Consider the following 24,387-nt stretch of genomic DNA (forward strand, 5'->3'; position numbering starts at 1 on the left):
GACGATTGGTAAGAATCCACAACAAGTTGTTCTTCATGACGATGTATCTGAGGGTCTGTAGCTCAGTTGGTTAGAGCACACGCTTGATAAGCGTGGGGTCACAAGTTCAAGTCTTGTCAGACCCACCACTACTGACGAAGTACGGAAGATCAGAAACATTGACTTATTGATAAGCTGGGGACTTAGCTTAGTTGGTAGAGCGCCTGCTTTGCACGCAGGAGGTCAGGAGTTCGACTCTCCTAGTCTCCACCATCACATTGCATTGCAATGAGCTAAGAAACAAGCAAACGAAGTCTTAGATTATAGAAATTAATAAGAAGTTAGCGTAATATGCGCGTCTTGTTAACTTCTGTGATTTATCACAGTTTACTGCAAGCTGACGAGGCTGTAGTTAATCATTAACAGATTAGAAAATTGAGTCTGAAATAAATTGTTCACTCAATGACGAAGAGAGAAGAAGTAATTCTTTGATCTAAGTTGATTGAGAACTAGCAAAAACACTGAATCAAGCGTTTTGGTATATGAATTTAGATTGAAGCTGTACAGTGCTTAAGTGCACGGACAACAAACTGTAAGAGATGAATGAGCGATCATTGATCACTGTCTTATTACTACTTGTAGGTAATAACGACTGTTTGGGGTTGTATAGTCAAGTAATTAAGTGCATGTGGTGGATGCCTTGGCAGTCAGAGGCGATGAAAGACGTAATAGCCTGCGATAAGCTCCGGGGAGGCGGCAAATATCCTTTGATCCGGAGATTTCTGAATGGGGGAACCCACCTACTATAAGGTAGGTATTGCAACATGAATACATAGTGTTGCAAGGCGAACGAGGGGAAGTGAAACATCTCAGTACCCTTAGGAAAAGAAATCAATTGAGATTCCCTCAGTAGCGGCGAGCGAACGGGGAAAAGCCCATTAAGTCATGTAAGTTTTAGTGGAATGCTCTGGGAAGTGCAACCATAGTGGGTGATAGTCCTGTACACGAAAGGGCTTACATGATGATGTCGAGTAGGGCGAGGCACGTGAAACCTTGTCTGAATATGGGGGGACCATCCTCCAAGGCTAAATACTCCTGACTGACCGATAGTGAACCAGTACCGTGAGGGAAAGGCGAAAAGAACCCCTGTGAGGGGAGTGAAATAGATCCTGAAACCGCATGCATACAAGCAGTGGGAGCCGACTTGTTCGGTGACTGCGTACCTTTTGTATAATGGGTCAGCGACTTACATTCAGTAGCAAGGTTAACCGTATAGGGGAGCCGTAGAGAAATCGAGTCTTAATAGGGCGTTTAGTTGCTGGGTGTAGACCCGAAACCAGGCGATCTATCCATGAGCAGGTTGAAGGTTGGGTAACACTAACTGGAGGACCGAACCCACTGTCGTTGAAAAGCCAGGGGATGACTTGTGGATAGGGGTGAAAGGCTAATCAAGCCTGGTGATAGCTGGTTCTCCCCGAAAGCTATTTAGGTAGCGCCTCGGACGAATACCATAGGGGGTAGAGCACTGTTTCGGCTAGGGGGTCATCCCGACTTACCAAACCGATGCAAACTCCGAATACCTATGAGTACTATCCGGGAGACAGACTGCGGGTGCTAACGTCCGTAGTCAAGAGGAAAACAATCCAGACCGCCAGCTAAGGCCCCAAAATCATAGTTAAGTGGGAAACGATGTGGGAAGGCATAGACAGCTAGGAGGTTGGCTTAGAAGCAGCCACCCTTTAAAGAAAGCGTAATAGCTCACTAGTCGAGTCGGCCTGCGCGGAAGATGTAACGGGGCTAAAACTATGTGCCGAAGCTGCGGATTTGACATTAGTCAAGTGGTAGGGGAGCGTTCTGTAAGCCGATGAAGGTGTATTGAGAAGTATGCTGGAGGTATCAGAAGTGCGAATGCTGACGTGAGTAACGACAAAACGGGTGAAAAACCCGTTCGCTGAAAGACCAAGGGTTCCAGTCCAACGTTAATCGGGGCTGGGTGAGTCGACCCCTAAGGCGAGGCCGAGAGGCGTAGTCGATGGGAAATTGGTTAATATTCCAATACTTCTGTGTAATGCGATGAGAGGACGGAGAAGGTTAAGTCAGCCTGGCGTTGGTTGTCCAGGTGGAAGGTTGTAGGCATGTATCTTAGGCAAATCCGGGGTACTCTATGCTGAGAACTGATAGCAAGCTGTACTTGTACAGTGAAGTGGCTGATACCATGCTTCCAGGAAAAGTCTCTAAGCTTCAGTTACACAGGAATCGTACCCGAAACCGACACAGGTGGTCAGGTCGAGTAGACCAAAGCGCTTGAGAGAACTCTGCTGAAGGAACTAGGCAAAATGGTACCGTAACTTCGGGAGAAGGTACGCTGCTGACGGTGATGGGACTTGCTCCCTGAGCTATTGGCAGCCACAGAAACCAGGCCGCTGCAACTGTTTATTAAAAACATAGCACTCTGCAAACACGAAAGTGGACGTATAGGGTGTGATGCCTGCCCGGTGCTGGAAGGTTAATTGATGGGGTTAGCGTAAGCGAAGCTCTTGATCGAAGCCCCAGTAAACGGCGGCCGTAACTATAACGGTCCTAAGGTAGCGAAATTCCTTGTCGGGTAAGTTCCGACCTGCACGAATGGCATAATGATGGCGGCGCTGTCTCCAGCAGAGGCTCAGTGAAATCGAAATCGCTGTGAAGATGCAGTGTACCCGCGGCTAGACGGAAAGACCCCGTGAACCTTTACTGCAGCTTGACATTGAACTTTGACCTTACTTGTGTAGGATAGGTGGGAGGCTTTGAAGTTGGAACGCCAGTTCCAATGGAGCCGTCCTTGAAATACCACCCTGGTAATGTTGAGGTTCTAACTCTGTCCCGTTATCCGGGACGAGGACCATGTCTGGTGGGTAGTTTGACTGGGGCGGTCTCCTCCTAAAGAGTAACGGAGGAGTACGAAGGTGCGCTCAGCGTGGTCGGAAATCACGCGTAGAGTATAAAGGCAAAAGCGCGCTTAACTGCGAGACCCACAAGTCGAGCAGGTACGAAAGTAGGTCTTAGTGATCCGGTGGTTCTGTATGGAAGGGCCATCGCTCAACGGATAAAAGGTACTCTGGGGATAACAGGCTGATACCGCCCAAGAGTTCATATCGACGGCGGTGTTTGGCACCTCGATGTCGGCTCATCTCATCCTGGGGCTGAAGCAGGTCCCAAGGGTATGGCTGTTCGCCATTTAAAGAGGTACGCGAGCTGGGTTTAGAACGTCGTGAGACAGTTCGGTCCCTATCTACCGTGGGCGCTGGAAATTTGAGAGGATCTGCTCCTAGTACGAGAGGACCAGAGTGGACGAACCTCTGGTGTACCGGTTGTGACGCCAGTCGCATCGCCGGGTAGCTATGTTCGGAAGGGATAACCGCTGAAAGCATCTAAGCGGGAAGCCTACCTCAAGATAAGATTTCCCTAGGACTTTATGTCCTCTAAAGAGCCGTTGAAGACTACGACGTTGATAGGTTGGATGTGGAAGCATAGTGATATGTGAAGCTGACCAATACTAATTGCTCGTGAGGCTTGACTATACAACACCCAAGCAGTTGTATTTAAAGCTTATAATCGATTCATAAAAGATCAGTTAACCCTGATCTGAAACAAAAAACTTGATTTAGTGAAAGCTAGAACATAAAATTCGACTCAGTTAACTAATCCGTTAATAACTCATTTGGTACCAAGTAGGGTAGCAACAAGATCAAATGATCTGAGCATAAAACCTGAACAAGTCCATAAACAGTTGTGCTGGCGACAATAGCAAGAGTGAACCACCTGATCCCTTCCCGAACTCAGAAGTGAAACCTCTTAGCGCTGATGGTAGTGTGGGGTTACCCATGTGAGAGTAAGTCATCGCCAGCTCATTAATTCAAACACCCCCTTCTAATAAGAAGGGGGTGTTTTTTTATATGGAAAATAATGAATAGATGGATAAGATATAATTGGATAAATACACCACATAAGATAAATCTATGATAATAAATTCAGCCAATATATTTGATTCATTGCCGAAAGATCTAAGCGTAGAAGTATTTGAGGAGATTATTCATACTTCAGCCATTAGAATAGAGCGGATTATTTCTAAAGGACATAGCTCTCCTGATAAAGGTTGGTTTGATCAGGATGAGAATGAATGGGTCATGGTTATTGAAGGGAAAGCAATACTAGAATTTGAGGGCGGTTCAAAACGTGAGTTGTCCACGGGCGATTACATCAATATTCCTGCACACGTTAAACACAAAATTGAAAAATAGTTTGAAGCTTACTGGTTATTAATAAATTTGAAAACCACCTTGTATGTTTTTTTTGATAATTTTTCATTCATATTTTAATTTGTATTCTATTGATTAAAATATAAAACATTTCTGAATGTGCAGTGCTAAATAATATAAAGTACAAATTTAATTTTTAGTGTAAACACATTAGTACTTCTAGGATTATCAGGAAGAAACATAGGCTGTTGATTTTAATTTTGATGAACTTATGAGTAGAATTAATAGTTATATGTAAATAACTTAGAATTTTTTAAAAAGATATAGATTGATGCGATGACGATAAAGATTAATAAAGTCTTTATAGAAAGAGTGGGATTATTATTTTAGGAAACTTCTTTTTATTATTCTGTGTAGTCAAATTTTATAAGTTTGTATAATACAGACATCATAACAAGAGCAACTTGGAAGTACTTTGAGTAAAAAATGAGTAATAAGCAACATATTTAGATTTATTTGTAAAAAAACACACTTATTTTTTAAAAATGATACATTAGGCAATAGATATCAAAAAAATGTTGATTATTATAGCTTTTTTAAATGTACTGGGGATTTCATTATGCGTAAATTTTTTTTTTATCTTTTTTTATTATAAGCTCTATCATAGCTAGTAACACTAATGCATCTGAAGATCAAATTTCCAATTTAATTTTAAAAGTTAATGCTAAATCAAGCAATTATGTCGAAATGGACTTAATCGAGAATAAGTTGCTCGGGCGCGCTAGCTGGAAAATAAAATGTCAATACAAAGTATTTGAGGATATGAAAGCATGTGTTATGAGTAAAGGACCTATTTCCATTTTGCATGTTAATTATCAATACATTGTAAATATTGGTGAAAAACATTTAAAGGATAATCCAGTTTTTATTCATGTGGATAACAAAGGAATCCTTCAAGAGCGTGAAGGATTATTTAGAAATGGTTCAGAATTGATTAAGCAATTTAAAAGTGGAAATTATGCTTTTACACGATTCCAGAATAATAAAAAACAACTTATTGAGAACAAAATTTCGTTAGATGGTTTTACCGATGCATTTAATGATATGGAAGATCAATTTTCAAAACTAGGTAATGATAGAAATTATAGCTTCTAATTATGGCACACGGAGTATCGTTGAGTTATTGTATTTCAATAGATATTCCGTAAAAATTCAATTTTGGATTATATCCAAAATCACATAAATATTCTTTAACTCTTAAGGGTTTACCTGTTTTTTAGATGAGCTTGTTATTGGGGCAGTATCGAAGTGGATATAATCATTGGTTTAAGTGCTTTCTATCTTTGGTGACTGATACCTAAGATGATAAAATATAGCGAATTTTTTAAAGTATACAAATTTTGAAATAATTTTCTTAAAAAGATTTGTATACTATTTTGTATATCTTTTATCTCTTAACCAAGCATTGCAGGTACAAACGGATACAACTTTAAAAAGATTTAAGCTATTGTAAATACTAGAGAAAATGACCTGATGCTAACCCTTCCAATGACGACTAAACTAGGTGGTTTCTATCTTTTTTACTATTGTATTGTTGGAACATTTATGCCGTATTGGAGTCTTTATTTACAAGACCAAGGTTTTAATTTTCAGGAAATTGGTATTTTATCTTCTATTGCCATTATTACTCGTTTTTTTGCACCATTTATATGGGGATGGGTGGCTGATAAATCTGGCAAACGGATGTTATTAGTTAGAATAGCAACTTGGATGGAAGCTTGTATATGGTTCTTAATTTTTCTCATACCAAATAGTTTTCAATCGATTGCTTTGCTGATGTTGATTTTTAGTTTCTTCCAAAATGCAATTTTAGCGCAATTTGAGGGCGTTACATTATTCTGGTTGGGAGATAAAAGGGCCGAGTTATATGGCAAAGTTCGAAAATGGGGGTCTATCGGTTTTATCGCGGGTGTATTTTGTATAGGGGCATTATTAGAAATAATCCCGATCTCTATGCTACCCATTCTATTGCTGTGTATCTCATTTTTAGCTTTTCTATGGTCATTTACTATTTATGAACCTAAAAGTGCACCTAAATCACAGAAGAAACTTGAACCACTGTTACCTATTATAAGAAAACCAGTAGTCGCATCCTTTTTCATTATTGAATTTATTATGTTGCTATCACATGCACCTTTTTATAGTTTTTATAGTAATTATCTTAAACAGGTTGGTTATTCAACAACTGAAATTGGTTTTTTATGGGCAATTGGTGTTATAGCAGAAATTATTATGTTTGCTTTTGCTAATGTTTTTCTTAAGAAATTCTCGTGGCGTTTTTTGGTGAGTATGTGTTTAATACTCACGGGTATTCGATGGTTAATCGTCGGCTTTTTCCCGAATATATTTTTGATGCAGTTGTTTGCTCAAACGATTCATGCTTTTAGTTTTGGTCTTTTTCATATGATTGCGATGCGCATTATCTTTGAAAATTTTATGTCTGGGCAGCAGGGACGTGGACAAGCTCTGTACAGTACAATGTGGGGATTAGGAGTTGCTTCAGGCAGTTTATTAGCGGGTAAGTACTGGACTGAAATTTCAGGTGAACATGTCTTTATAATTGCTGGACTTTCTGTATTTATGGGCTTAATTTTTGTTGCAGGATTGCCCAATAAAGTACAGAAAGACCATTTAGCTGAGCTTAAATCTTAATTTGACTATATTTTTTTTCCCAAGGTTGGGCCTGTTCCAATTGTTGTGCCAATTGTAAAAGTCGATCTTCTCGTCCGAATGGTGCAACAAATTGCGAGCCTAAAGGCAGTTGGTTGTTGTTCCAATAAAGTGGAACGGACATTGCGGGTAAGCCTGTAATGTTAGCCAATTGGGTGAATGGTACCCACTTCAGATTTTCTTTAATGATTTTTTCAATAAATTTTCCTTCAGCAAGTCGATGCGCTTGGCCTATTTTAAGAAGAGTTTTCAATAATTGTTTTTGCCATAGAGGTGTTTTAATTTCACCATTCTTGGGTGCGGTTGTTGCAGTTGATGGAATGAGATATAAATCATATTGTTCAAAAAAATGATTCATCTGTGCTGCATATTGGCCCCAATTATTAAGGTTATGAATATATTGTAATGCTGTTGTTGTTTCGCCAAATGCAGCCAAAGCTAATGAATCCAGTTCAAAATCATCATTTTGAATATTAAACAGAGATCGTGTTTCCTGAATGGTATAGGCAAACTGGCTAAACCAAGTGGTGATAAAGTCTTTCGCTAACGACATGCCATTGATAGGCGGTTGAGCCTCTACCACGATGTGTCCCAAAGATTCGAGTAACTTTGCAGTATGTAAAATGGCTGCTTCAGCCTCACTAGAAACTTTAGTTCCTATTGGAGATGTCACACTATAGGCAATTTTGAGCTGTTTTGGTGGGTGTTGAATAATCTCTAGGTAGCTTTGCTCTGGTGTTTTAATTGAAAAAAGAGAATGGAGTTCAGAGCCGTGTGTAGCATCTAGCATGGCTGCACTATCGCGTACCGATTTAGTTAACACATGTTGCATGGCTGCCCCATGCATAGCTTCACTTAAATGGGGTCCCCATGGTGTTCGGCCTCGACTTGGCTTTAGACCAAACAAGCCACAATAAGAAGCTGGAATGCGTATTGAGCCGCCACCGTCACCAGCACCTGCAAGAGGCACTATACTAGCGGCAACAGCAGAAGCAGACCCACCTGAAGAACCGCCACTATTGTGCTTTAAATTCCATGGATTGCGGCAGGCTCCCCAGGCTTCTGGCTCTGTAATGCCTTTTATTCCAAATTCAGGTGTATTGGTTCGACCAAACGTCACAATACCTGCTTTTTCCCAACGATTAACAATTTCAGAATTGGTTTGTGCAATATAATTTGCCCGTTTAAATGCTTTGCTACCAAAGGTACTCGGATAGCCTTTAAACTCTTGAAATAAATCTTTTACTAAAAAGGGAACGCCAGCAAAGGGACCTTGAAGAGATTGCTGAGAACGTTTTTGTGCGTAATCATGCATTGGAATGGTAATGGCATTGAGCTTGGGATTGACTTCTGCAGCCCTTAACAATGCTGTAAGTAATAATTCATGAGGATGAACTTCTTTTTTAGCAACCAGTTCAGCTAATCCTAAACCATCATACTGTTGATATTCCGAAAACTTCATTATTGTTTTACTCCAGATTTACTGTCTTATACTCATTTAGTTGAAATAATAATCTGATTTCTTCCTTGGGCTTTTGCACTATAAAGGGCTTGGTCTGCTTGAACAATCAGTTGTTGCAATGTTCCAGATAAAGGTAAGGCTTGATGTGCAATCCCAATGCTGATGGTCATCTGAATTTGAAACTGATTTTCAATATTTAGAATAGCGGTTTCGATGGTATGGTGAATGCGTTCAGCTAACTGAATTGTATCTTCGAGTGATGTATTCAACGTTAACACAGTAAATTCTTCACCGCCAATACGTGCGAATAAGTCATCAAAACTAATTTTTTGTTTTACTAATTTTGCGAACTGTTGTAAGACTAAATCGCCTACGTGATGGCCGTATCGGTCATTCATTTGCTTAAAGTGGTCAATATCTATCATGAGAATGCTTACAGATTTATTCTCGAGTTCTTGAATAAATAATTGACTTTGTTCCAGAAAATACCGTCGATTCAATGTATTTGTTAAACTGTCATGATTGGCATAGTCGAGAACTTGACGATAAAGTTTCTGACGATTTTGGCTGATTGCACACAGAATGAGAGGTGCAATTCCAAGCATACATAACCCAATACGAATAGATATGGTCGTACTTAAAAAAGCATTAGATGAAGATGATAAGTAAAAGTAGGTTAAGCTATGATAGGTCACTATGCAGACGACACTATTAATAAATGCAACAGAAAATAATCTATAACTTAGTGCTGCCCAAATTAAGGCTGCTAGGGGATAAAGTAATGAACCTGGGCCAAAAAATATGTGTGTGAAAGCGACTGAAATGATGATAGCGATAAAAGGCAGAATATCACTGGTTTTTAGTGGTTCAGTAAAGAGTTCAAAAATCCATTGTTGACTTTCTTTTCTTGTGGGGAATGTAAGAATTAAGGGGAGAAAAGTCACAAAGTTAAAAATTTCTCCTGTCCACCACATCCCAAATTCAGTCCAAAAACGTTCAGGAGACATAAAGCTGTTTGGTACGTGTGTGATCGTCTGAACTGCAAAAATAGCACTTAGCAGACAACCACCCAAAGTACACATGGCGAATAAATATAGAAAGCTTAAGCCCTTATTATAGTCACGATAATTTAGTTTTGTGAAATGAACCAGAATTAAAGGGATGGAGACACTAATTAAGTTCGATATAGTTAAATAAAGTGTAAGTTCAATTGAATTACCTGTAATCAAATCTGCAATAGCATAAGCGATAATGGCACCCAACCAACCGCCAAAGTTATTGAGTTTTGGAAATCGTAAGAATAATCCTAATAACACAGGATTAGCAGGCCATAATAAGGCTAAAAAAGTGATTGGACGTGTAAATATACCAATTAAACAGCAAGCAAAAATGACGGTTGCGATTATTAAAAAAGCATAAGATTGTTGTTGAATTGAAGGAGTTATAAGTTGTCTGATTTGCATTTACAAATAATCATCCTTAATTTAAGCGTTATGATTTTCTACTAATTGAAGAAAATAAAAGTATACTCAATATTCGCTTTGATTTTAAAAGCTGTTGGAAATCATTCTATAGATTTCCAAGAAGAAAGTGCTAGTACTAGATGGTAAAAGCGCATCTTTTTATACAAATAGATTGTAGTGAAATGGTTATAAGTGATGGTTTTGCTTAAAAATATGATAACGTATTTGCAGGGATGCAATGGCTGATTAACTATATGAAAAAAGCATATCTTACAGTGGTCTTGATGTTATGTTCAGCAATGAGCATGGCAAATGAAAGTTCCACTGCAACGCAAAATGCTCAAGATGAGGCAGATCGTGGTGCCAATACAATTCGTATTATGACTCGACCTGAAATTGTAGGTTTGTGGGGGATGGAAATTCCTAACAATAAAAAATGTATTGAATACTATAATTTTAAAAGTAATAACGATGTATTCATTAAAAGTGGTCAAGAATGGTCTACGGGAATCTATGATTATCAGGCTTCGAAAGATACGGGTGCTCAACTTCCTGTATTAATGTTACAGGTAAAATATGATAACAACGAAGCAGATTGCTCTGGATATAAACAAGACCAGTCTGGTGAAATTTCTCAGTATTTTGTGCAATGGAAAAATCCGACGACCATTAATTTCTGTAATAATGAAAAAGCCGGTCAATGTTTTGCAACATTGCGTCGTGTTTTGCCCTAAGAATATTTTGATGTAGACAAATACGATCACATAAATTAAAAAAGCCAGTCTATTGACTGGCTTTTTTATAACGGGGGCAATAATTAAGAAGCAGCTTTCTCTGCTTGACCTTCAAGTTGCTTCAACAAATGCTTTTCTAGATAGTGAATATCCATCGCATGTTTGCAGAAGTTTTTGTCTTGTAGAATTAGATCTTTATGCAAAGGAATATTGGTTTTAATTCCAGTCAGGATCATTTCATCTAAGGCTTGACGCATACGAGCGATACATGTTTCACGATCTTTACCATGTGCAATGAGCTTGGCGATCATTGAGTCGTAGTAAGGCGGAATGCTATAACCCTGATAAATATGTGAGTCTAGGCGAATACCCGCACCACCTGGAGCATAGAAATGCTCGATTTTACCTGGAGATGGCATAAATGTAGAAGGATCTTCCGCATTAATACGACATTCCATCGCGTGACCTTTACATTCAACATCTTCTTGAGCAATTTCAAGTCCAAGACCTGCCGCAATACGTAATTGCTGCTCAATAATGTCGATCCCTGTAACCATTTCAGTAACAGGATGCTCAACTTGAACACGGGTGTTCATCTCGATAAAGAAGAATTCACCATCTTCAAATAAGAACTCAAATGTACCTGCACCGCGGTATTGCATCATCTTACATGCATTCACACATGCTTCTAAAATGTCTGCACGTGCTTGTTCTGGTAAGTTTGGTGCAGGCGCTTCTTCCAATACTTTTTGGTGGCGACGTTGTAAAGAACAGTCACGATCAAATAAGTGGATTGCATGGCCATTACCATCACCCAGAACTTGGATTTCGACGTGACGTGGCTTTTGTAGGAAGCGTTCCATATAAACCGTGTCATCACCAAACCACATTTCTGCGTCACGTTGAGCTGCTTGTACAGACTCAAGGAGTGTATCTACACGTTCTACAATACGCATACCACGACCGCCACCACCTGAAGCTGCTTTCACAATGAGTGGAAAGCCAATTTCTTTTGCTTCAGCAAGGGCATTTTGTGGTGTTACAGCATTCGCAGAACCAGGAACGGTTGGTACACCTGCTTTACGCATAGCGGTAATTGCAGATACTTTGTTCCCCATCAAGCGAATATGCTCAGGACGTGGACCAATAAAAATAAAACCAGAGGTTTCTACAATTTCAGCAAACTCAGCATTTTCAGATAAGAAGCCATAACCAGGGTGAATGGCATCTGCACCTGTAATTTCTGCAGCAGTAATAATTGCAGGAATATTTAAATAGCTCTCGCTACTCGCTCCTGGGCCAATGCACACCGCTTCATCACAAAAACGTAAATGCATTAGGTCTTTGTCGGCATCTGAATAGATACCAACAGTTTTAATTCCTAAGGTTTTGCAAGCACGGGTGATACGTAAAGCGATTTCACCTCGGTTTGCAATTAGAACTTTTTGCAACATTGTAAGTCCCCGTGGTGTTATGCGCGATAGCGGAATAAAGGTTGACCGAATTGGATCACTTCACCGTTTTTCACAAGAATTTCTTCAATCACACCGCTTTGAGTTGCCTCAATTGGGTTCATGATTTTCATTGCTTCGATGATACCTAGTGTTTCACCAGCAGTTACAGTTTGACCTACTTTAATAAATGGTGCTTCACCTGGGCTTGGCGCAGCATAGAACACACCAACCATTGGTGAAGTTTCAACAGCACCACGTGGTGAAGATTTTGGTGCAGATGGAATTTCTGCTGATGGAGCTGGCATTGCCGCAATTCCTGCTGCAACGACTGGACTGCGACGAGTTAATGCAATCGATTGATCACCTTCTTTAACTTCGATCGCTTGTAAGTCAGATTCAATCATCAAATCGATGAGTTTCTTGATTTTACGAATATCCATGAGACAGTATTCCTGATTATGATTACTTAGATGGTTGAATTTTTTCGAGGGCATAATCGAGTGCAGTAGCATAGCCTTTAGCACCCAAACCGCAAATTACGCCAACGGCTTTATCGGAAAGATAAGAGTGATGTCTAAATGCTTCACGGGCATGAACATTTGACAAATGCACTTCAATAAAAGGTATTGCTACGCCAAGAAGGGCATCACGCACAGCAACTGATGTATGTGTTAGTGCTGCTGGGTTAATAATGATGAACTGTACGCCTTCTTGTTGCGCTTGATGAATTCGGTCGACAATGGCACCTTCCCAGTTACTTTGAAAAGTATCTAGAGTTGTTGATGCTTTTTGCGCTTGAGAGATGAGTTGCTGATTGATATCCTCTAGGGTGAGATGACCATATACTTCAGGTTCTCGTTTTCCTAGTAAGTTTAAATTCGGTCCATGAATGACCAAAATGGTCGAACTCATTCAGCACGCTCCAATTTTAAGTTTGCAATATTGCTTTGCAAGATGTCTGCAAAGTTTGCTTATTATGGCATAATATCCTACAAGTCTTTTGTTTTTTCTTTGAATTATTGTAGAAGGTATGTGCCAGAACTTGGGACATATATTGCGAACTTTGCTAACAATTGGCAATGTTAAAAAATGACAAAATTTACAATAGAGCAGTTATTTTCTTTTAAGGCATGAATTGACCAAAACAGCTCATTTACAAGTCGTTTGGCTGAATAGAGAATCATCAATTGTTAACATTTCATTCCAACAAGTAGTGTAACGTGGCGACCGATGTAGTTGTTTCATCTTCCATGCAGTGCTGTTGGAATGATAACCAATTTGTATGCAATCAGAACCATAACGATGTTTCATTTTGTACAAAGTTTTCATCAGTTCTTCGCGTTGTTGAATCAGGTCGATGGGTTGCCACAAATCATCAATATGCTGACTTTTGGGATGTAGTGCAGAAAGCATGATAGCAACTTTCACATATTTCTTATTTTCTTCAAATAAAACATCAATTTGCTGTAGAGCAGCCTTGTTTAAAATTAATAGATCATCACTAGCATATTGTAAGCCTATGGCATGTGAATGGCTCTTTTTATGGGGTGACTTAGGTACCTTTTCATACAAAGAAACATGGATACAGGCGCAGAGTTGTTGTTGTTGCATCAGGCGTTTATGAACACGATTGACATGGAAAATCATTGCCTGTTTTATGATCTCTTTTTGTGACAGTGCTTTGGCAAAACTACGAGAGGAAAGAATGTTTTTTGCTGGTAATGTCGGATCATCTAATGCAATGCAGGACTGACCTTTTAGTTCACGAATTGTACGTGCAATCAGGACAGAAAACTCTTTACTGAGGTAATGTTCATTGGCAAAAGTTAAGTCAAAGCTATTATGAATTGCATAATGCTGTAATTTTTTACTGATTTTTCGTCCAATACCCCAAACTTCCTCTACAGGTGTTTCGAGCAGCAGTCCTTCAAGACTACATAAGTCCAATGTGGGCAAAAAACAGACCTGATTAAAGCTCTTTCGTTTCTTTGCAAAATGGTTTGCAAGTTTTGCCTGAGTTTTTGAATAACCAATTCCAATACAGCACGGTAAACCAAGCCATTGCGCAATTTTTTTCACAAGTTCTCGACAATGTTGTTCGATATCGAAAAGTTGTGCGTAGCTCGTGAGCCGTATAAAGCATTCATCAATCGAGTAGGGTTCAAGATCATGCTCATTAAAGTGCTCACCTAAAATATCAAAAAAACGACGTGACATATCGGCATAAAGTGGATAGTTACTTGAAAGGACTTGTACACCAGCTTTTAGCGCATCTCGTTCAATTTCATGCCAAGGTACTGCCATAGAAATATTCAGAGCTTTGGCTTCATTGCTACGTGAAATGACACAGCCATCGTTATTACTGAGCACGACTACAGGCTTATCATTCAATTTTGGGTTAAATACGCGTTCACAACTGACATAACAGTTGTTGATGTCAATCAGCGCGAATAATTCTTGATGATAAAGCTTGTCCATAATAGTCACTTATTTGAGCTTTTTTAAAATGCAGATAACAACACCCCAAATAGCAATATTTTCCTCACCACGCGGGTAGATGTCTGGATAGTCGGGGTTTTCTGCTTTTAGCCAAAACTTAAAACCATTATCTGCATGCTTATCTTGCATAAAGCGTTTAACCGTAAATTCGTTGTTAATGAGTGCTAATACAATATCGCCATGTTCTGCATTTAATTTACGGTCAATCAGAATTTGGTCTCCTGCATCAATCCCTGCATTTTTCATAGATAAAGAATTCACGCGTAAAACAAAAGTGCTGGCTGGGTTTTTAACCAAATACTTATTTAGGTCGATATAATCTTCTATGTAGTCTTGGGCGGGAGAAGGAAACCCTGCCGCGACAGATTCGAGTGGAGATGGAATTGCCAATTCAGTTTGTAAATGAATTGGGTTCAGTTGAATATTATTTTGACGGTCATCTTCAGGTACAGGTTTCAGCCATTCTTTAATAGCCATGACTTTAGACTCAGGAACACGCATGACAACCGTTTTTTCAGTGTATTGTGATTTACGTCCTGCATTCGCACGTTTGCCACCATGAGAGGCTTTGTTTGATTCGCTCATAATTCAACTTGATAAAGTTACACAATCAAGATTAGCAAAAAAATACAACCTGCGACAGTATATTTTGTGTAGGGATGACTTGAGACAAATGGCACTTGGTTCTAAACTGCGGAACATCAATCAATACATTTGGTATCCACAATGGATATGGATTTAATCACTGAACAAAAACTGGTATGTGAAGAATATGGCTCAAAGTATATTGCAGTGCATGAAAATGATGTAATTGCCGTTGCAGTCGCGTCTTTAAATCAAGAACCAATTGTGGGCATTCGTAACAAACCAGAAGCAGGGGAAGATGTCACATGGTTTATTTATGCAGGTGAATATGACGACAGTGAAGATTTCTTCCAAACGGTGTCCGTCAAAGAGCTGGATAAATTGTTGCCAGAAGTTCTGCCATATTTGGCATTGGAGCATGGCTACCGCTTTATGATTGACCGTGAAGAATATGAAGATGTCTGGAAAGAAGGGGATGAAGTTTAAGCAAATGGCTTAAATTTGACTGGAAATGACATGAAAATGACGGGAAATGATACGTTAAATACGATCACAATAGCTGTGTTAAAAGGGTGAGTGCCCGTTAACCAGCAACTACTTCCCTAGTTGTTGTTTGTACCTCTTAATAGCCATGTGAATAACATGGCTTTTTTTATTGCTGCTATAGATTCAGACCGCAATATTGTCAAAATTGCCACAATCCGATACTTTTGAAAAAGAACAGTTGGAATAACGAAATCTATGAAATGGGATGAAATTGGCGAGCAACCATGTTCGATTGCACGAGCCTTATCGATCATTGGAGATCGATGGACATTATTGGTTTTACGTAATGCGTTTATGGGTATGCGCCGTTTTGATGATTTTCAACAGCAATTGGGGGTCACTCGGCATGTCTTGGCTGACCGTTTAAAGCGTCTGGTCGACCATGAAATTTTAGAAAAAAGACCTTATACTGAGCGACAGCAGCGTTTCGAGTATTGCTTAACTGAAAAAGGTCTGGAGCTTTATCCTGTACTGATGAGTATGGTGACGTGGGCTGATAAATGGATGGATGATGGTACAGGTAAGCCTATGCAGCTTATGCATAAACAATGCGGTAAAGTCTTTACTGCGATTACCGTGTGTTCTGAGTGCGGAGAGCCTCTGCATGCTCGTCAGGTTAAACCTCTATTTCGTCACCATCCATTTCATGCTGAAGCTCGACCTGCTGTGTAGATACAACAGGCTTAAGCTTTCGTTTTTATAAACAATTGGCTGGTTTGGGAACACCTGCGAGGCGACTTAAATGTCGGGCAACAAGACCCGTGTTAAATTTCTCTTGCAGCATGGCATTGTTAATATCTGGGCTAACGCTTTTCATTAAAAATTTAATGAGCGGGCGGGTTGCAGGTGAATGCCCAAATTGCTGGTAAAACTGACGCACAGCATGCAAAATATTTAAGTGCCAGTCAGTTAATTTAAGTTCAAGGCTATTTGCCAGCTCTTGAGCGACTTCAGGTGTCCAGATGGTGTAATCGACCAAATGACCATCTTGATCGAGTTCTAGATTCATCATGATATTTCCAAACCTATTATTTAATGGTCATACAGCGTGTATGTGCTAAGCAAATGTCGGCAAATTCAGAATAAGAAATTACTTTTAATTGTGCTGGTTCAGGATGGCTTAATAAAGAAGCATCTGTATCGAGGACGTACAACTGTAAAATCGGAGCTAAAGCTGCATGATGAGCATGAAGTACAGTATCACCCATTAACACAACGCTATCACTGCTATGTAACAGCGATTGTAGTTGAGTGAGTTTAGCCTCTGCGGATGAATAATCTGATTGAATTAAATAAAGTGTAGCTGTTAGCATAAAAAATATTCATCCGTTACCAATATAAAACGTGATCAAAAGTTTGTAAAAACTCAGTATTTAGCTCAACAAACTCAATTTCTTGTTGGGACTGAACCACAAAAGGGTGGTCTTGATTCACACTTTCGACCAAAACTGGGGTGAGGTCGTAAAATTCAAAGCTATCAACCATATTAGATGCCAGTTTAAAGGCATGTTTGACGCTGTCAAACTGTTGTTCCGCTTGTAATAGACTGAGCGCGGCGTTCACGAGTAAAACCTTGACTTCACAGCCGAATGTCGCTAAAACCATAGTCGCAGCAAGGCTTTCATGCACGTGTAAGCTGGTTAGGTTGGCTTGGGTTAAGATCACGAGTACAGTTTTCACACAATTTACCTTTTAAATGCAACAAATTCGCCAAAAATAACCACTTAAAATTGAATTAGACGTTCAGTGGATTGTACGGCATCGGCAAGTTCACCTAAACCGACCAATTCAAAGCCATGCGCTAAGTTATGTTGGTCAATATTGTGTCTTTTTGCATTTTCTTCATCTGTGATACCCCTTGCCAAAGCTGCACTTACACAAACAGGTAAGCGAATGCCAAGTTTCTGCCATTCTGTCGTGAGGTTTCGTTGGTCATCGGGCACCCATTGCAGGGCGTTGGCTACGGAAACTCCGTCTTGATAAAAGAAAACACGGAATGCTTCTTGCTGTGTATGTAACGCTTGCGCAAGCCCGAGTGCATGCCAAGCATGAATAGATGTAGGAGCAGAGGTAATTAACAGTAATGTACTCATGTAATTCACTTAAAGGCTGTACCAATCGAAACTTGGAACGTCCAGACTTCATAAGAAAAAGGTAGTATACAATGATTTTAGTAACTGGTGGATTAGGCTTTATAGGCTCGCATGTCGCTCTTAGCTTAATGGCTCAGGGGCAGGAAGTCATTATTGTAGATAATTTGTCCAATGCCAATCTACAGACCTTGGAAAGACTGGAGTACATCTCTGGGATGTACGTTCCATTTGCAAAGCTGGATATTCGCAACACGCCTGCTTTGAATAAGGTCTTTGAACAATATACAGTCAATGCTGTTGTTCATACGGCTGGGTTCAAATCTTTGCAAGAGTCGGTGTTAAAGCCACTTGAGTATTACAATGACAATGTCAGTAGTATTATGAGCTTAATGCGTGCCATGCAACGAACGGGCGTGCGACATTTGGTTCATTTATCGAGTTTGGCAGTATATGGTGAATCGAGTCTGGATCTGAAAGAAGATATGCCATTTAACTATGCATACCCTAATCCGTATATTAAGTCTCAACAAATGATTGAAGAAATCATACGTGACACTTTTAAGACCGATGAAGAATGGAACATTGCCATTCTAAGACTGGGTAATGTAGTGGGTGCATTTGAACATGGTGTTCTAGGTGAGTTTGTACAACCGTTGCCGAAAAATATTGTGCCGTTGGCCATGCAAGTTGCTGCTCGACAGCGCGAATATATTGATTTACATAAACAGGCAAAAACTGCGGATGGTACTGTAGAGCGTGGATTTGTACATGTTTTGGATAGTTGTGATGCGGTGATTGCCGCTCTGAAATGGCTGTATACTCAACAACATACTTGTGAAGCGTTTAATATTGCAGGTGAAAATTATTCGATTCAAAGTTTGTTGCAACAGATTGCCCAAGTAACAGGGGCTGAAATCAAGACCATGAATACCAACTACTTGATTGGTCAAGAGTTAGATCTGGTTGGAGCAAATACAGAGAAAGCGGAACAACTTTTAGGCTGGAAAGCAAAACGTAGTTTGACCCAGATGTTGGAAGATGAGTGGCGTTTTTACCAGAATACGCTACGCACCTAAATGAATCAAAGCTGGAGTAAACGATAACTATTATCGTTTACTCAATCGTATCATTACATTAAAATAACAACACTATTCAACCTGAATAAGTAAAAAAGATCATAGATAGATAAAGAAGATAGAGGTAAACATGTATACACGTATTGAACATGACACCATGGGTGAAGTTGAAGTTCCCGCAGATGCAATGTGGGGGGCACAGACTCAACGGAGTTTGCAGAACTTTAAAATTGGTGGCGAGCGTTTACCTCGACCAATGATTCGAGCGATGGGGCTTGTAAAAAAAGCTGCTGCATTGACCAATTCGGATCTGAATCAAATTCCACAAGAATTAGCACGTTATATCGTCGATGCAGCAGAAGAAGTGATTCAGGGACAATGGGACAGCCAATTTCCACTGGTCGTTTGGCAAACTGGTTCGGGTACGCAAAGTAACATGAACTGCAATGAAGTGATTGCCAATATCGCTAATCAGAAATTAGGTAATCCTCTTGGTGCACAAAAACCTGTACATCCCAATGACCATGTAAACCGTGCACAATCAACCAATGATTCATTCCCAACCGCAATACATGTTGCAGCGAGTCTGCAAATTAATGAACTATTGATTCCCGCAGTAACACAATTGCGAAACACCTTAGATGCTAAAGCACAAGAATTTCATGATATTGTGAAAATTGGGCGTACTCATTTACAAGATGCAACGCCGTTAACTTTGGGCCAAGAGTTTAGTGGTTATGTATCTCAGCTAGATCATGGTTTAAAACGTTTACATCAGGCATTGTCAGGCTTATATGAGTTGCCTTTAGGAGGAACGGCTGTCGGAACAGGGTTAAATGCTCATCCTGATTATGCGGAAAAAGCAGCTGAGCAACTATCTCAGCTTACCGGACTTCCTTTTGTTACAGCGCCAAATAAATTTGAAGCGCTCGCTGGGCGTGATGCGGCAGTGTTTGCATCAGGTGCATTAAAAACACTGGCAGCAAGTCTAAATAAAATTGCGAATGATATTCGTTGGTTGGCCAGTGGCCCACGTTGCGGTTTTGGTGAAATTCGTATCCCTGAAAATGAACCAGGTTCAAGTATCATGCCTGGTAAAGTGAATCCAACCCAAAGCGAAGCTATGACCATGGTGGTTGCACAGGTGTTGGGCAATGATACAACCATTAACGTTGCAGGTGCTTCAGGTAATTTTGAACTGAATGTATTTATGCCTGTGATTGCCTATAACTTATTGCAATCTATTCAATTGTTGGGTGATGCATGTAATAGCTTTAATGAGCATTGTGCGGTCGGAATTGAGCCAAACCGAGAGAAAATTGATTATTTCCTACATAATTCATTAATGTTAGTAACGGCATTGAACCCTGTAATTGGTTATGAGAATGCAGCAAAAGTGGCTAAAACCGCTTATAAAGAAGGTAAAACCCTTAAGCAGGTGGCAGTTGAGCTGCAATTGGTGACCGAAGAGCAATTTGATGCAGTGGTTCGACCAGAAAATATGGTTTCGCCGAACGTAAAATAAGCTTCTGTAAATCGAAATGAGATCAGCGGTTTTTATCTGTTGCATAAGTGCGTACAATACGCATTAGATTTTTACCGCTGATGATGACCTATGCTCGATATCTATTTGACAGATGTTCAGAAACGTATTCAATTTAAGGATTACCCAGGTGAGCATCCTGTTAAATTTATTCTAAATTTTAAAAAGATTTTTCCAAGTGTGATGGAGCTGCTACTTCCAGTATTGCCTGAAAATGAAAATTTAGAGGAAATGACATGGGAGTCAAACACTGAAGATTTTGAACTATTTAAGTTACTTTTAAGTGGCTGGGGTGTGATTGAACTACGTTTGACAGCCTTGGCGAAATTTAAGGATAAAAAATTTGCGGATGAATTAGTTAAGCGTGCACAACAAAAGCGCAAAACTGATGCCCAAAAACATGCAAAATTAAAAACAGTAGAACTCGATTATCTATTCATGCACGAAATTCATGCTTTGATTGACGCTGAATTGGTTGAACTGGGCGAGAAGTTCTATTTACCAACATTAAGAGCAATCTGGAAAGCCCACCTTCCAAATAATGTATTGCAAGCGAACCTAGCTTAAGATTTATTAAAACCCCTGATTTAAAAAAAGAAACCATTTGGCATTAACGGCTAAATGGTTTTTTTATTATCTTAATGATCGATTGCTTCATAAATTTTAGGCTTATGCTCAATAGTGTATAAGTATCTATTAAAGCTATTTTTACCAAATATAAAAAATATAGATATGAATCTTATTAACTTTTATAAGTAAGTTGGAATTAATTTTGCATAATATTCAATATTAGCGAAGCACAGTCTAAGAATTCTCCTTTTATTAACCCATCATTCAAGGCATGCAACATGGCAAATGAATTCCTGAACTTAATTGAACAACGCCGTACCATTTATGCATTGGCAAAAAATGTAGAGCAAACACCTGAATATTTAACGAATTTAATTCAGCGAACGATTCGCGAAAGTCCATCTTCATTTAATTCACAGTCTTCACGCGCCGTAATTTTATTTAATGCAGAGCATGAAAAGTTTTGGAATTTCGTGAAAAAAGAATTACAGACTTACGCAACTGATGAAGTAGCAGCAGCTAAAACCGATGCTAAAATGGATAGTTTTGCCGCAGGATTGGGTACGATTCTATTTTTTGAAGACATGAGCGTGGTAGAAGATTTACAAACTCGTTTTGCCTTGTATGCAGAAAACTTCCCAATCTGGGCAGAGCATTCCACTGCTATGGCTCAATTTGCAACATGGACAGCGTTGCATACAGAAGGGCTAGGGGCTTCTTTACAGCATTACAATCCAATTGTAGATGAGCAAGTCCATAATGAATGGGACATTCCTAAAAATTGGAAACTACGTGCTCAACTTGTATTTGGTTCAATAGAGGCAGAAGCTAAAGAAAAAACATATATTGAAAATTCCGAACGATTTAAAGTTTTCCAATAAATCTAGATTCGAATGAGAAAATAAGTTTTATGATTTCTTCTTTTAAGTGGTATAGGTTCTAATCAATAAATTAAATAGATTTGGATAGATGGAAATAGATCTAGATTAAATTATTAAGTGATGAATCTTTCAGTTCAAATGGTTTGCAATGCAAACCATTTTTTTATTTAGTGTCGATATAAGCCAATTTAGAGAAGATAAATAGCCTAAGCATTTTATATGTATCCCCTAAATAGCCTAAGTAAAAATATAATTAATTTGCTCTCTCAAAAAAGCATGCCTTAAATTTTCATTTAAATCTTTATGCCAAAACATACCCATCTTCATATAAGGTAATTCAGCAGGGGCAGGAAAAATATTCAAGGATGAGCCGACTTGTAAGTGAGACAAAATTGTCTCTGGTAGAGTTAAAATCGCTTGATCATTTTGTTCTAATATTTGGAGAGCAGTAGAGTAGTTCTGGCAACGTAATAAAATGTTCCGATTCAATTGTTGACGTTGAAAATATATATCTTCTAATAATAACCCTGTACGGCGGGAAGATACGCCAATATGTGGAGAAGAAAAATAATGCTTTTCGCTCATGTGAGCTTGTCGTGTACAGACAACGAAACGGTCATTTACCAGTGCTTGAAATTGAATTTTCTCTCCAAAATTTTGTTCTAAATCCATTACAAAATCAATTTGCTGTGCAGCCAAATCCGCAACAACGGTTTTTCGATCTAATTTAAAACTTGTAAATTGAATCTCTAAATTGAGTTGCTGGAAGTGTTGAAAAAGTCGTGGGAAAATAATCGGTTCAATTTCATCATGGACAGCAATTTTAAGTGTTTTAATCATGATGGGTTCAAAGCTTTGTTTCTGAAGTGAAACACTTTGAATAGCATGCAAAGCTTTTTTGATGATGGGATAAGATTGTTCTGCAAACGGTGTAGGTAGCATCTTATGACCAGCGCGAATGAACAAATCATCTCGCAGTTGTAAGCGCAAACGTTGTAAGGCATGGCTAGCAGCAGATTGTGTAATATTGAGTATATGTGCTGATTTTGAAATACTTTTTAACTCATAAATAGCAATAAAAAGAGGATAAAGATTGATATCGATACGGTAGAACGTCGCTAAATCCATGTCTACATTATTATGAATATTGCTCATAGTATTAGATTAAATAAAATCATTTCATTCATACTAATTTTCGAGCTAATGTACTGTAAAGCGAAAATATACAAAATTCACAGGATAAACCTATGTTTGAACTCTCAGCACGTGCCAAAGACTATATAGAACGCACAAAAACATTTATTACAAATGAAATTGAGCCAATAGAAACTGAATTTTGGAATGAAGTACATCACTTAAATCCCAATGGGGATTGGACTCAATGGCAATGGCCAGCGCAATTAGAACAATTAAAAGCTAAAGCTCAAGCAGCAGGTTTATGGAATATGTTCTTACCCGATCCAATATTGGGTGCAGGGCTTTCCGTACAAGAATATGCGCATATTGCAGAGTTAACAGGTCGTAGCTTAATTGCACCAACCATATTTAACTGTAATGCCCCAGACAGCGGTAATATGGAAGTGTTATGGCGCTATGGTAGCGATCAACAAAAACAGCAATGGTTAACGCCATTATTGGAAGGAAAAATTCGTTCAGTATTTTGTATGACGGAACCCGCAGTTGCTTCGAGTGATGCAACCAACATGCAGGCAACTGCTGTGGTTGAGGGTGATGAAATTGTCTTGAATGGACGTAAATGGTGGTCATCAGGTTTAGGTGATCCAAATGCCAAAATTATTATTTTTATGGCGCATACGCCTGATGAAACTAAAGATCGTCATCATCAACATTCGATGGTTCTTGTACCGATTGATTCAGCAGGTGTAACCATCGAGCGGATGTTACCCGTATTTGGGGATTATGATGCACCACATGGCCATGGCGAAATTAGCTTCAATAATGTGCGTGTTCCTGTATCTAACTTTATTGGTGGTGCGGGTCAAGGCTTTGAAATTGCACAAGGCCGTCTAGGGCCTGGTCGTATTCATCATTGTATGCGTTGTATAGGAGCAGCGGAAAAATCATTAGAACTGATGATTGACCGTGGAATGAGTCGAACTGCATTTGGAAAAGAAATTCTGAAATTGGGTGGTAACTTAGAACGTGTTGCAGAAGCTCGAGTTGCCATTGATCAAGCACGTTTACTGACTTTGTATGCTGCATACAAAATGGATACTTTAGGCAACATGGCTGCCTTAACTGAAATTTCAGCCATTAAAGTGGTTGCACCAAGTGTGTTGGAAAAAGTGGTGGATATGGCAATACAAATTCACGGTGGTGCAGGTGTTTCTCGAGACACACCATTAACAGGATTTTTTGCTCAAGCAAGAAGTTTGCGTTTAGCCGACGGCCCTGATGAAGTGCATAAAGGGATGATTGCCAAACTTGAACTGAAAAAACGTGGATACGGCGCGCGTAAAAAATAAAGCTGTGGTAAAACTAAGTAAAACATTCATATTCTAAGAATCAGGGAT

23 protein-coding genes, 2 tRNA genes and 2 rRNA genes are annotated in these 24,387 nt (G+C 39.2%); 15 read left to right on the forward strand and 12 right to left on the reverse strand.

The annotated features are described in order from the left end of the window. Positions 1–51 precede the first annotated feature (51 nt). From C3F34_RS15815 to C3F34_RS15845, 7 genes are all read left to right on the forward strand, one after another. Positions 52–128 (forward strand) — tRNA-Ile (locus C3F34_RS15815). Positions 129–176: 48 nt separating this feature from the next. After that, a tRNA-Ala gene (locus C3F34_RS15820) sits at positions 177–252 on the forward strand. A 395-nt stretch (positions 253–647) separates the two neighbouring features. Further along, positions 648–3,539, forward strand: a 23S ribosomal RNA gene (locus C3F34_RS15825). 213 nt (positions 3,540–3,752) lie between these two features. Beyond that, positions 3,753–3,867 (forward strand): 5S ribosomal RNA (gene rrf / locus C3F34_RS15830). A 110-nt stretch (positions 3,868–3,977) separates the two neighbouring features. Beyond that, positions 3,978–4,259 carry a cupin domain-containing protein gene (locus tag C3F34_RS15835; protein ID WP_171284977.1) on the forward strand — a complete coding sequence of 94 codons (282 nt, stop codon included), beginning with the start codon at positions 3,978–3,980 and terminating at the stop codon, positions 4,257–4,259. 795 nt (positions 4,260–5,054) lie between these two features. Continuing rightward, on the forward strand, positions 5,055–5,372 hold the full coding sequence (locus C3F34_RS20625; RefSeq protein ID WP_228155312.1) for an invasion associated locus B family protein: 318 nt from the start codon (positions 5,055–5,057) through the stop codon (positions 5,370–5,372). Between the two features lie 378 nt (positions 5,373–5,750). After that, positions 5,751–6,929 carry an MFS transporter gene (locus C3F34_RS15845; RefSeq protein ID WP_104442063.1) on the forward strand — a complete coding sequence of 393 codons (1,179 nt, stop codon included), beginning with the start codon at positions 5,751–5,753 and terminating at the stop codon, positions 6,927–6,929. On the opposite strand, the gene C3F34_RS15850 is transcribed toward C3F34_RS15845, so the two are convergent. Both C3F34_RS15850 and C3F34_RS15855 read right to left on the reverse strand, forming a co-directional pair. After that, positions 6,919–8,409, reverse strand: a complete 1,491-nt coding sequence (locus C3F34_RS15850) for an amidase (protein ID WP_044737878.1) — start codon at positions 8,407–8,409, stop codon at positions 6,919–6,921. The genes C3F34_RS15845 and C3F34_RS15850 overlap by 11 nt on opposite strands. A gap of 32 nt (positions 8,410–8,441) precedes the next feature. Next, positions 8,442–9,872 carry a GGDEF domain-containing protein gene (locus C3F34_RS15855; RefSeq protein WP_104442064.1) on the reverse strand — a complete coding sequence of 477 codons (1,431 nt, stop codon included), beginning with the start codon at positions 9,870–9,872 and terminating at the stop codon, positions 8,442–8,444. A gap of 254 nt (positions 9,873–10,126) precedes the next feature. Here C3F34_RS15855 and C3F34_RS15860 point away from each other — a divergent pair, with 254 nt between their 5' ends. Further along, positions 10,127–10,606: a hypothetical protein gene (locus C3F34_RS15860; protein ID WP_044737913.1), complete on the forward strand. Its 480-nt coding sequence runs from the start codon at positions 10,127–10,129 to the stop codon at positions 10,604–10,606. An 83-nt stretch (positions 10,607–10,689) separates the two neighbouring features. Here the strand turns inward: C3F34_RS15860 and accC are convergent, their stop codons facing one another. From accC to C3F34_RS15885, 5 genes are all read right to left on the reverse strand, one after another. Continuing rightward, entirely contained in the window at positions 10,690–12,060 is a 1,371-nt protein-coding gene (accC, locus tag C3F34_RS15865) for an acetyl-CoA carboxylase biotin carboxylase subunit (protein WP_100240878.1), read from the reverse strand. Positions 12,061–12,077: 17 nt separating this feature from the next. Next, entirely contained in the window at positions 12,078–12,500 is a 423-nt protein-coding gene (gene accB / locus C3F34_RS15870) for an acetyl-CoA carboxylase biotin carboxyl carrier protein (protein ID WP_016167895.1), read from the reverse strand. A 22-nt stretch (positions 12,501–12,522) separates the two neighbouring features. Then, on the reverse strand, positions 12,523–12,972 hold the full coding sequence (gene aroQ, locus C3F34_RS15875) for a type II 3-dehydroquinate dehydratase (RefSeq protein WP_044737875.1): 450 nt from the start codon (positions 12,970–12,972) through the stop codon (positions 12,523–12,525). Between the two features lie 237 nt (positions 12,973–13,209). Continuing rightward, complete coding sequence (locus C3F34_RS15880) at positions 13,210–14,538, reverse strand: Y-family DNA polymerase (protein WP_104442065.1); 1,329 nt, start codon at positions 14,536–14,538, stop codon at positions 13,210–13,212. A 9-nt stretch (positions 14,539–14,547) separates the two neighbouring features. Then, entirely contained in the window at positions 14,548–15,144 is a 597-nt protein-coding gene (locus C3F34_RS15885) for a LexA family protein (RefSeq protein WP_104442066.1), read from the reverse strand. Positions 15,145–15,285: 141 nt separating this feature from the next. On the opposite strand from C3F34_RS15885, the gene C3F34_RS15890 reads away from it, so the two are divergent. Both C3F34_RS15890 and C3F34_RS15895 read left to right on the forward strand, forming a co-directional pair. Next, entirely contained in the window at positions 15,286–15,630 is a 345-nt protein-coding gene (locus tag C3F34_RS15890; RefSeq protein WP_104442067.1) for a hypothetical protein, read from the forward strand. A 255-nt stretch (positions 15,631–15,885) separates the two neighbouring features. Then, positions 15,886–16,362, forward strand: coding sequence for a winged helix-turn-helix transcriptional regulator (locus C3F34_RS15895; RefSeq protein ID WP_104442068.1), 477 nt, complete (start codon positions 15,886–15,888; stop codon positions 16,360–16,362). A gap of 25 nt (positions 16,363–16,387) precedes the next feature. Here the strand turns inward: C3F34_RS15895 and C3F34_RS15900 are convergent, their stop codons facing one another. From C3F34_RS15900 to tusD, 4 genes are read right to left on the reverse strand one after another with little or no spacing between them, the layout of a single operon-like run. Continuing rightward, positions 16,388–16,699, reverse strand: a complete 312-nt coding sequence (locus C3F34_RS15900; RefSeq protein WP_104442372.1) for a TusE/DsrC/DsvC family sulfur relay protein — start codon at positions 16,697–16,699, stop codon at positions 16,388–16,390. Between the two features lie 19 nt (positions 16,700–16,718). Next, positions 16,719–17,003: a DsrH/TusB family sulfur metabolism protein gene (locus C3F34_RS15905; RefSeq protein ID WP_104442069.1), complete on the reverse strand. Its 285-nt coding sequence runs from the start codon at positions 17,001–17,003 to the stop codon at positions 16,719–16,721. A gap of 16 nt (positions 17,004–17,019) precedes the next feature. Continuing rightward, positions 17,020–17,370, reverse strand: a complete 351-nt coding sequence (locus C3F34_RS15910; protein ID WP_016167903.1) for a hypothetical protein — start codon at positions 17,368–17,370, stop codon at positions 17,020–17,022. Positions 17,371–17,414: 44 nt separating this feature from the next. After that, positions 17,415–17,783: a sulfurtransferase complex subunit TusD gene (gene tusD / locus C3F34_RS15915; protein ID WP_016167904.1), complete on the reverse strand. Its 369-nt coding sequence runs from the start codon at positions 17,781–17,783 to the stop codon at positions 17,415–17,417. Between the two features lie 71 nt (positions 17,784–17,854). Between tusD and galE the strand changes: the two genes are divergently transcribed. The 4 genes from galE (at position 17,855) to C3F34_RS15935 (ending at position 21,853) form a co-directional block, all read left to right on the forward strand. After that, entirely contained in the window at positions 17,855–18,859 is a 1,005-nt protein-coding gene (galE, locus tag C3F34_RS15920; RefSeq protein WP_044737869.1) for a UDP-glucose 4-epimerase GalE, read from the forward strand. 130 nt (positions 18,860–18,989) lie between these two features. Continuing rightward, positions 18,990–20,384 (forward strand): class II fumarate hydratase, encoded by a 1,395-nt coding sequence (fumC, locus tag C3F34_RS15925; RefSeq protein ID WP_044737868.1) that lies wholly within the window; start codon positions 18,990–18,992, stop codon positions 20,382–20,384. Positions 20,385–20,474: 90 nt separating this feature from the next. Continuing rightward, positions 20,475–20,969, forward strand: a complete 495-nt coding sequence (locus C3F34_RS15930) for a hypothetical protein (protein ID WP_044737867.1) — start codon at positions 20,475–20,477, stop codon at positions 20,967–20,969. A 281-nt stretch (positions 20,970–21,250) separates the two neighbouring features. Then, positions 21,251–21,853, forward strand: a complete 603-nt coding sequence (locus C3F34_RS15935; protein ID WP_044737866.1) for a nitroreductase family protein — start codon at positions 21,251–21,253, stop codon at positions 21,851–21,853. Positions 21,854–22,090: 237 nt separating this feature from the next. Here C3F34_RS15935 and C3F34_RS15940 read toward each other — a convergent pair whose 3' ends face one another. Then, positions 22,091–23,008, reverse strand: coding sequence for a LysR family transcriptional regulator (locus C3F34_RS15940; RefSeq protein ID WP_044737865.1), 918 nt, complete (start codon positions 23,006–23,008; stop codon positions 22,091–22,093). A gap of 92 nt (positions 23,009–23,100) precedes the next feature. Here C3F34_RS15940 and C3F34_RS15945 point away from each other — a divergent pair, with 92 nt between their 5' ends. Further along, complete coding sequence (locus C3F34_RS15945; protein WP_044737864.1) at positions 23,101–24,339, forward strand: acyl-CoA dehydrogenase family protein; 1,239 nt, start codon at positions 23,101–23,103, stop codon at positions 24,337–24,339. The last annotated feature ends 48 nt before the right edge of the window (positions 24,340–24,387 follow it).

Source organism: Acinetobacter sp. ACNIH2, assembly GCF_002934965.1.
Taxonomy (GTDB): domain Bacteria; phylum Pseudomonadota; class Gammaproteobacteria; order Pseudomonadales; family Moraxellaceae; genus Acinetobacter; species Acinetobacter tandoii.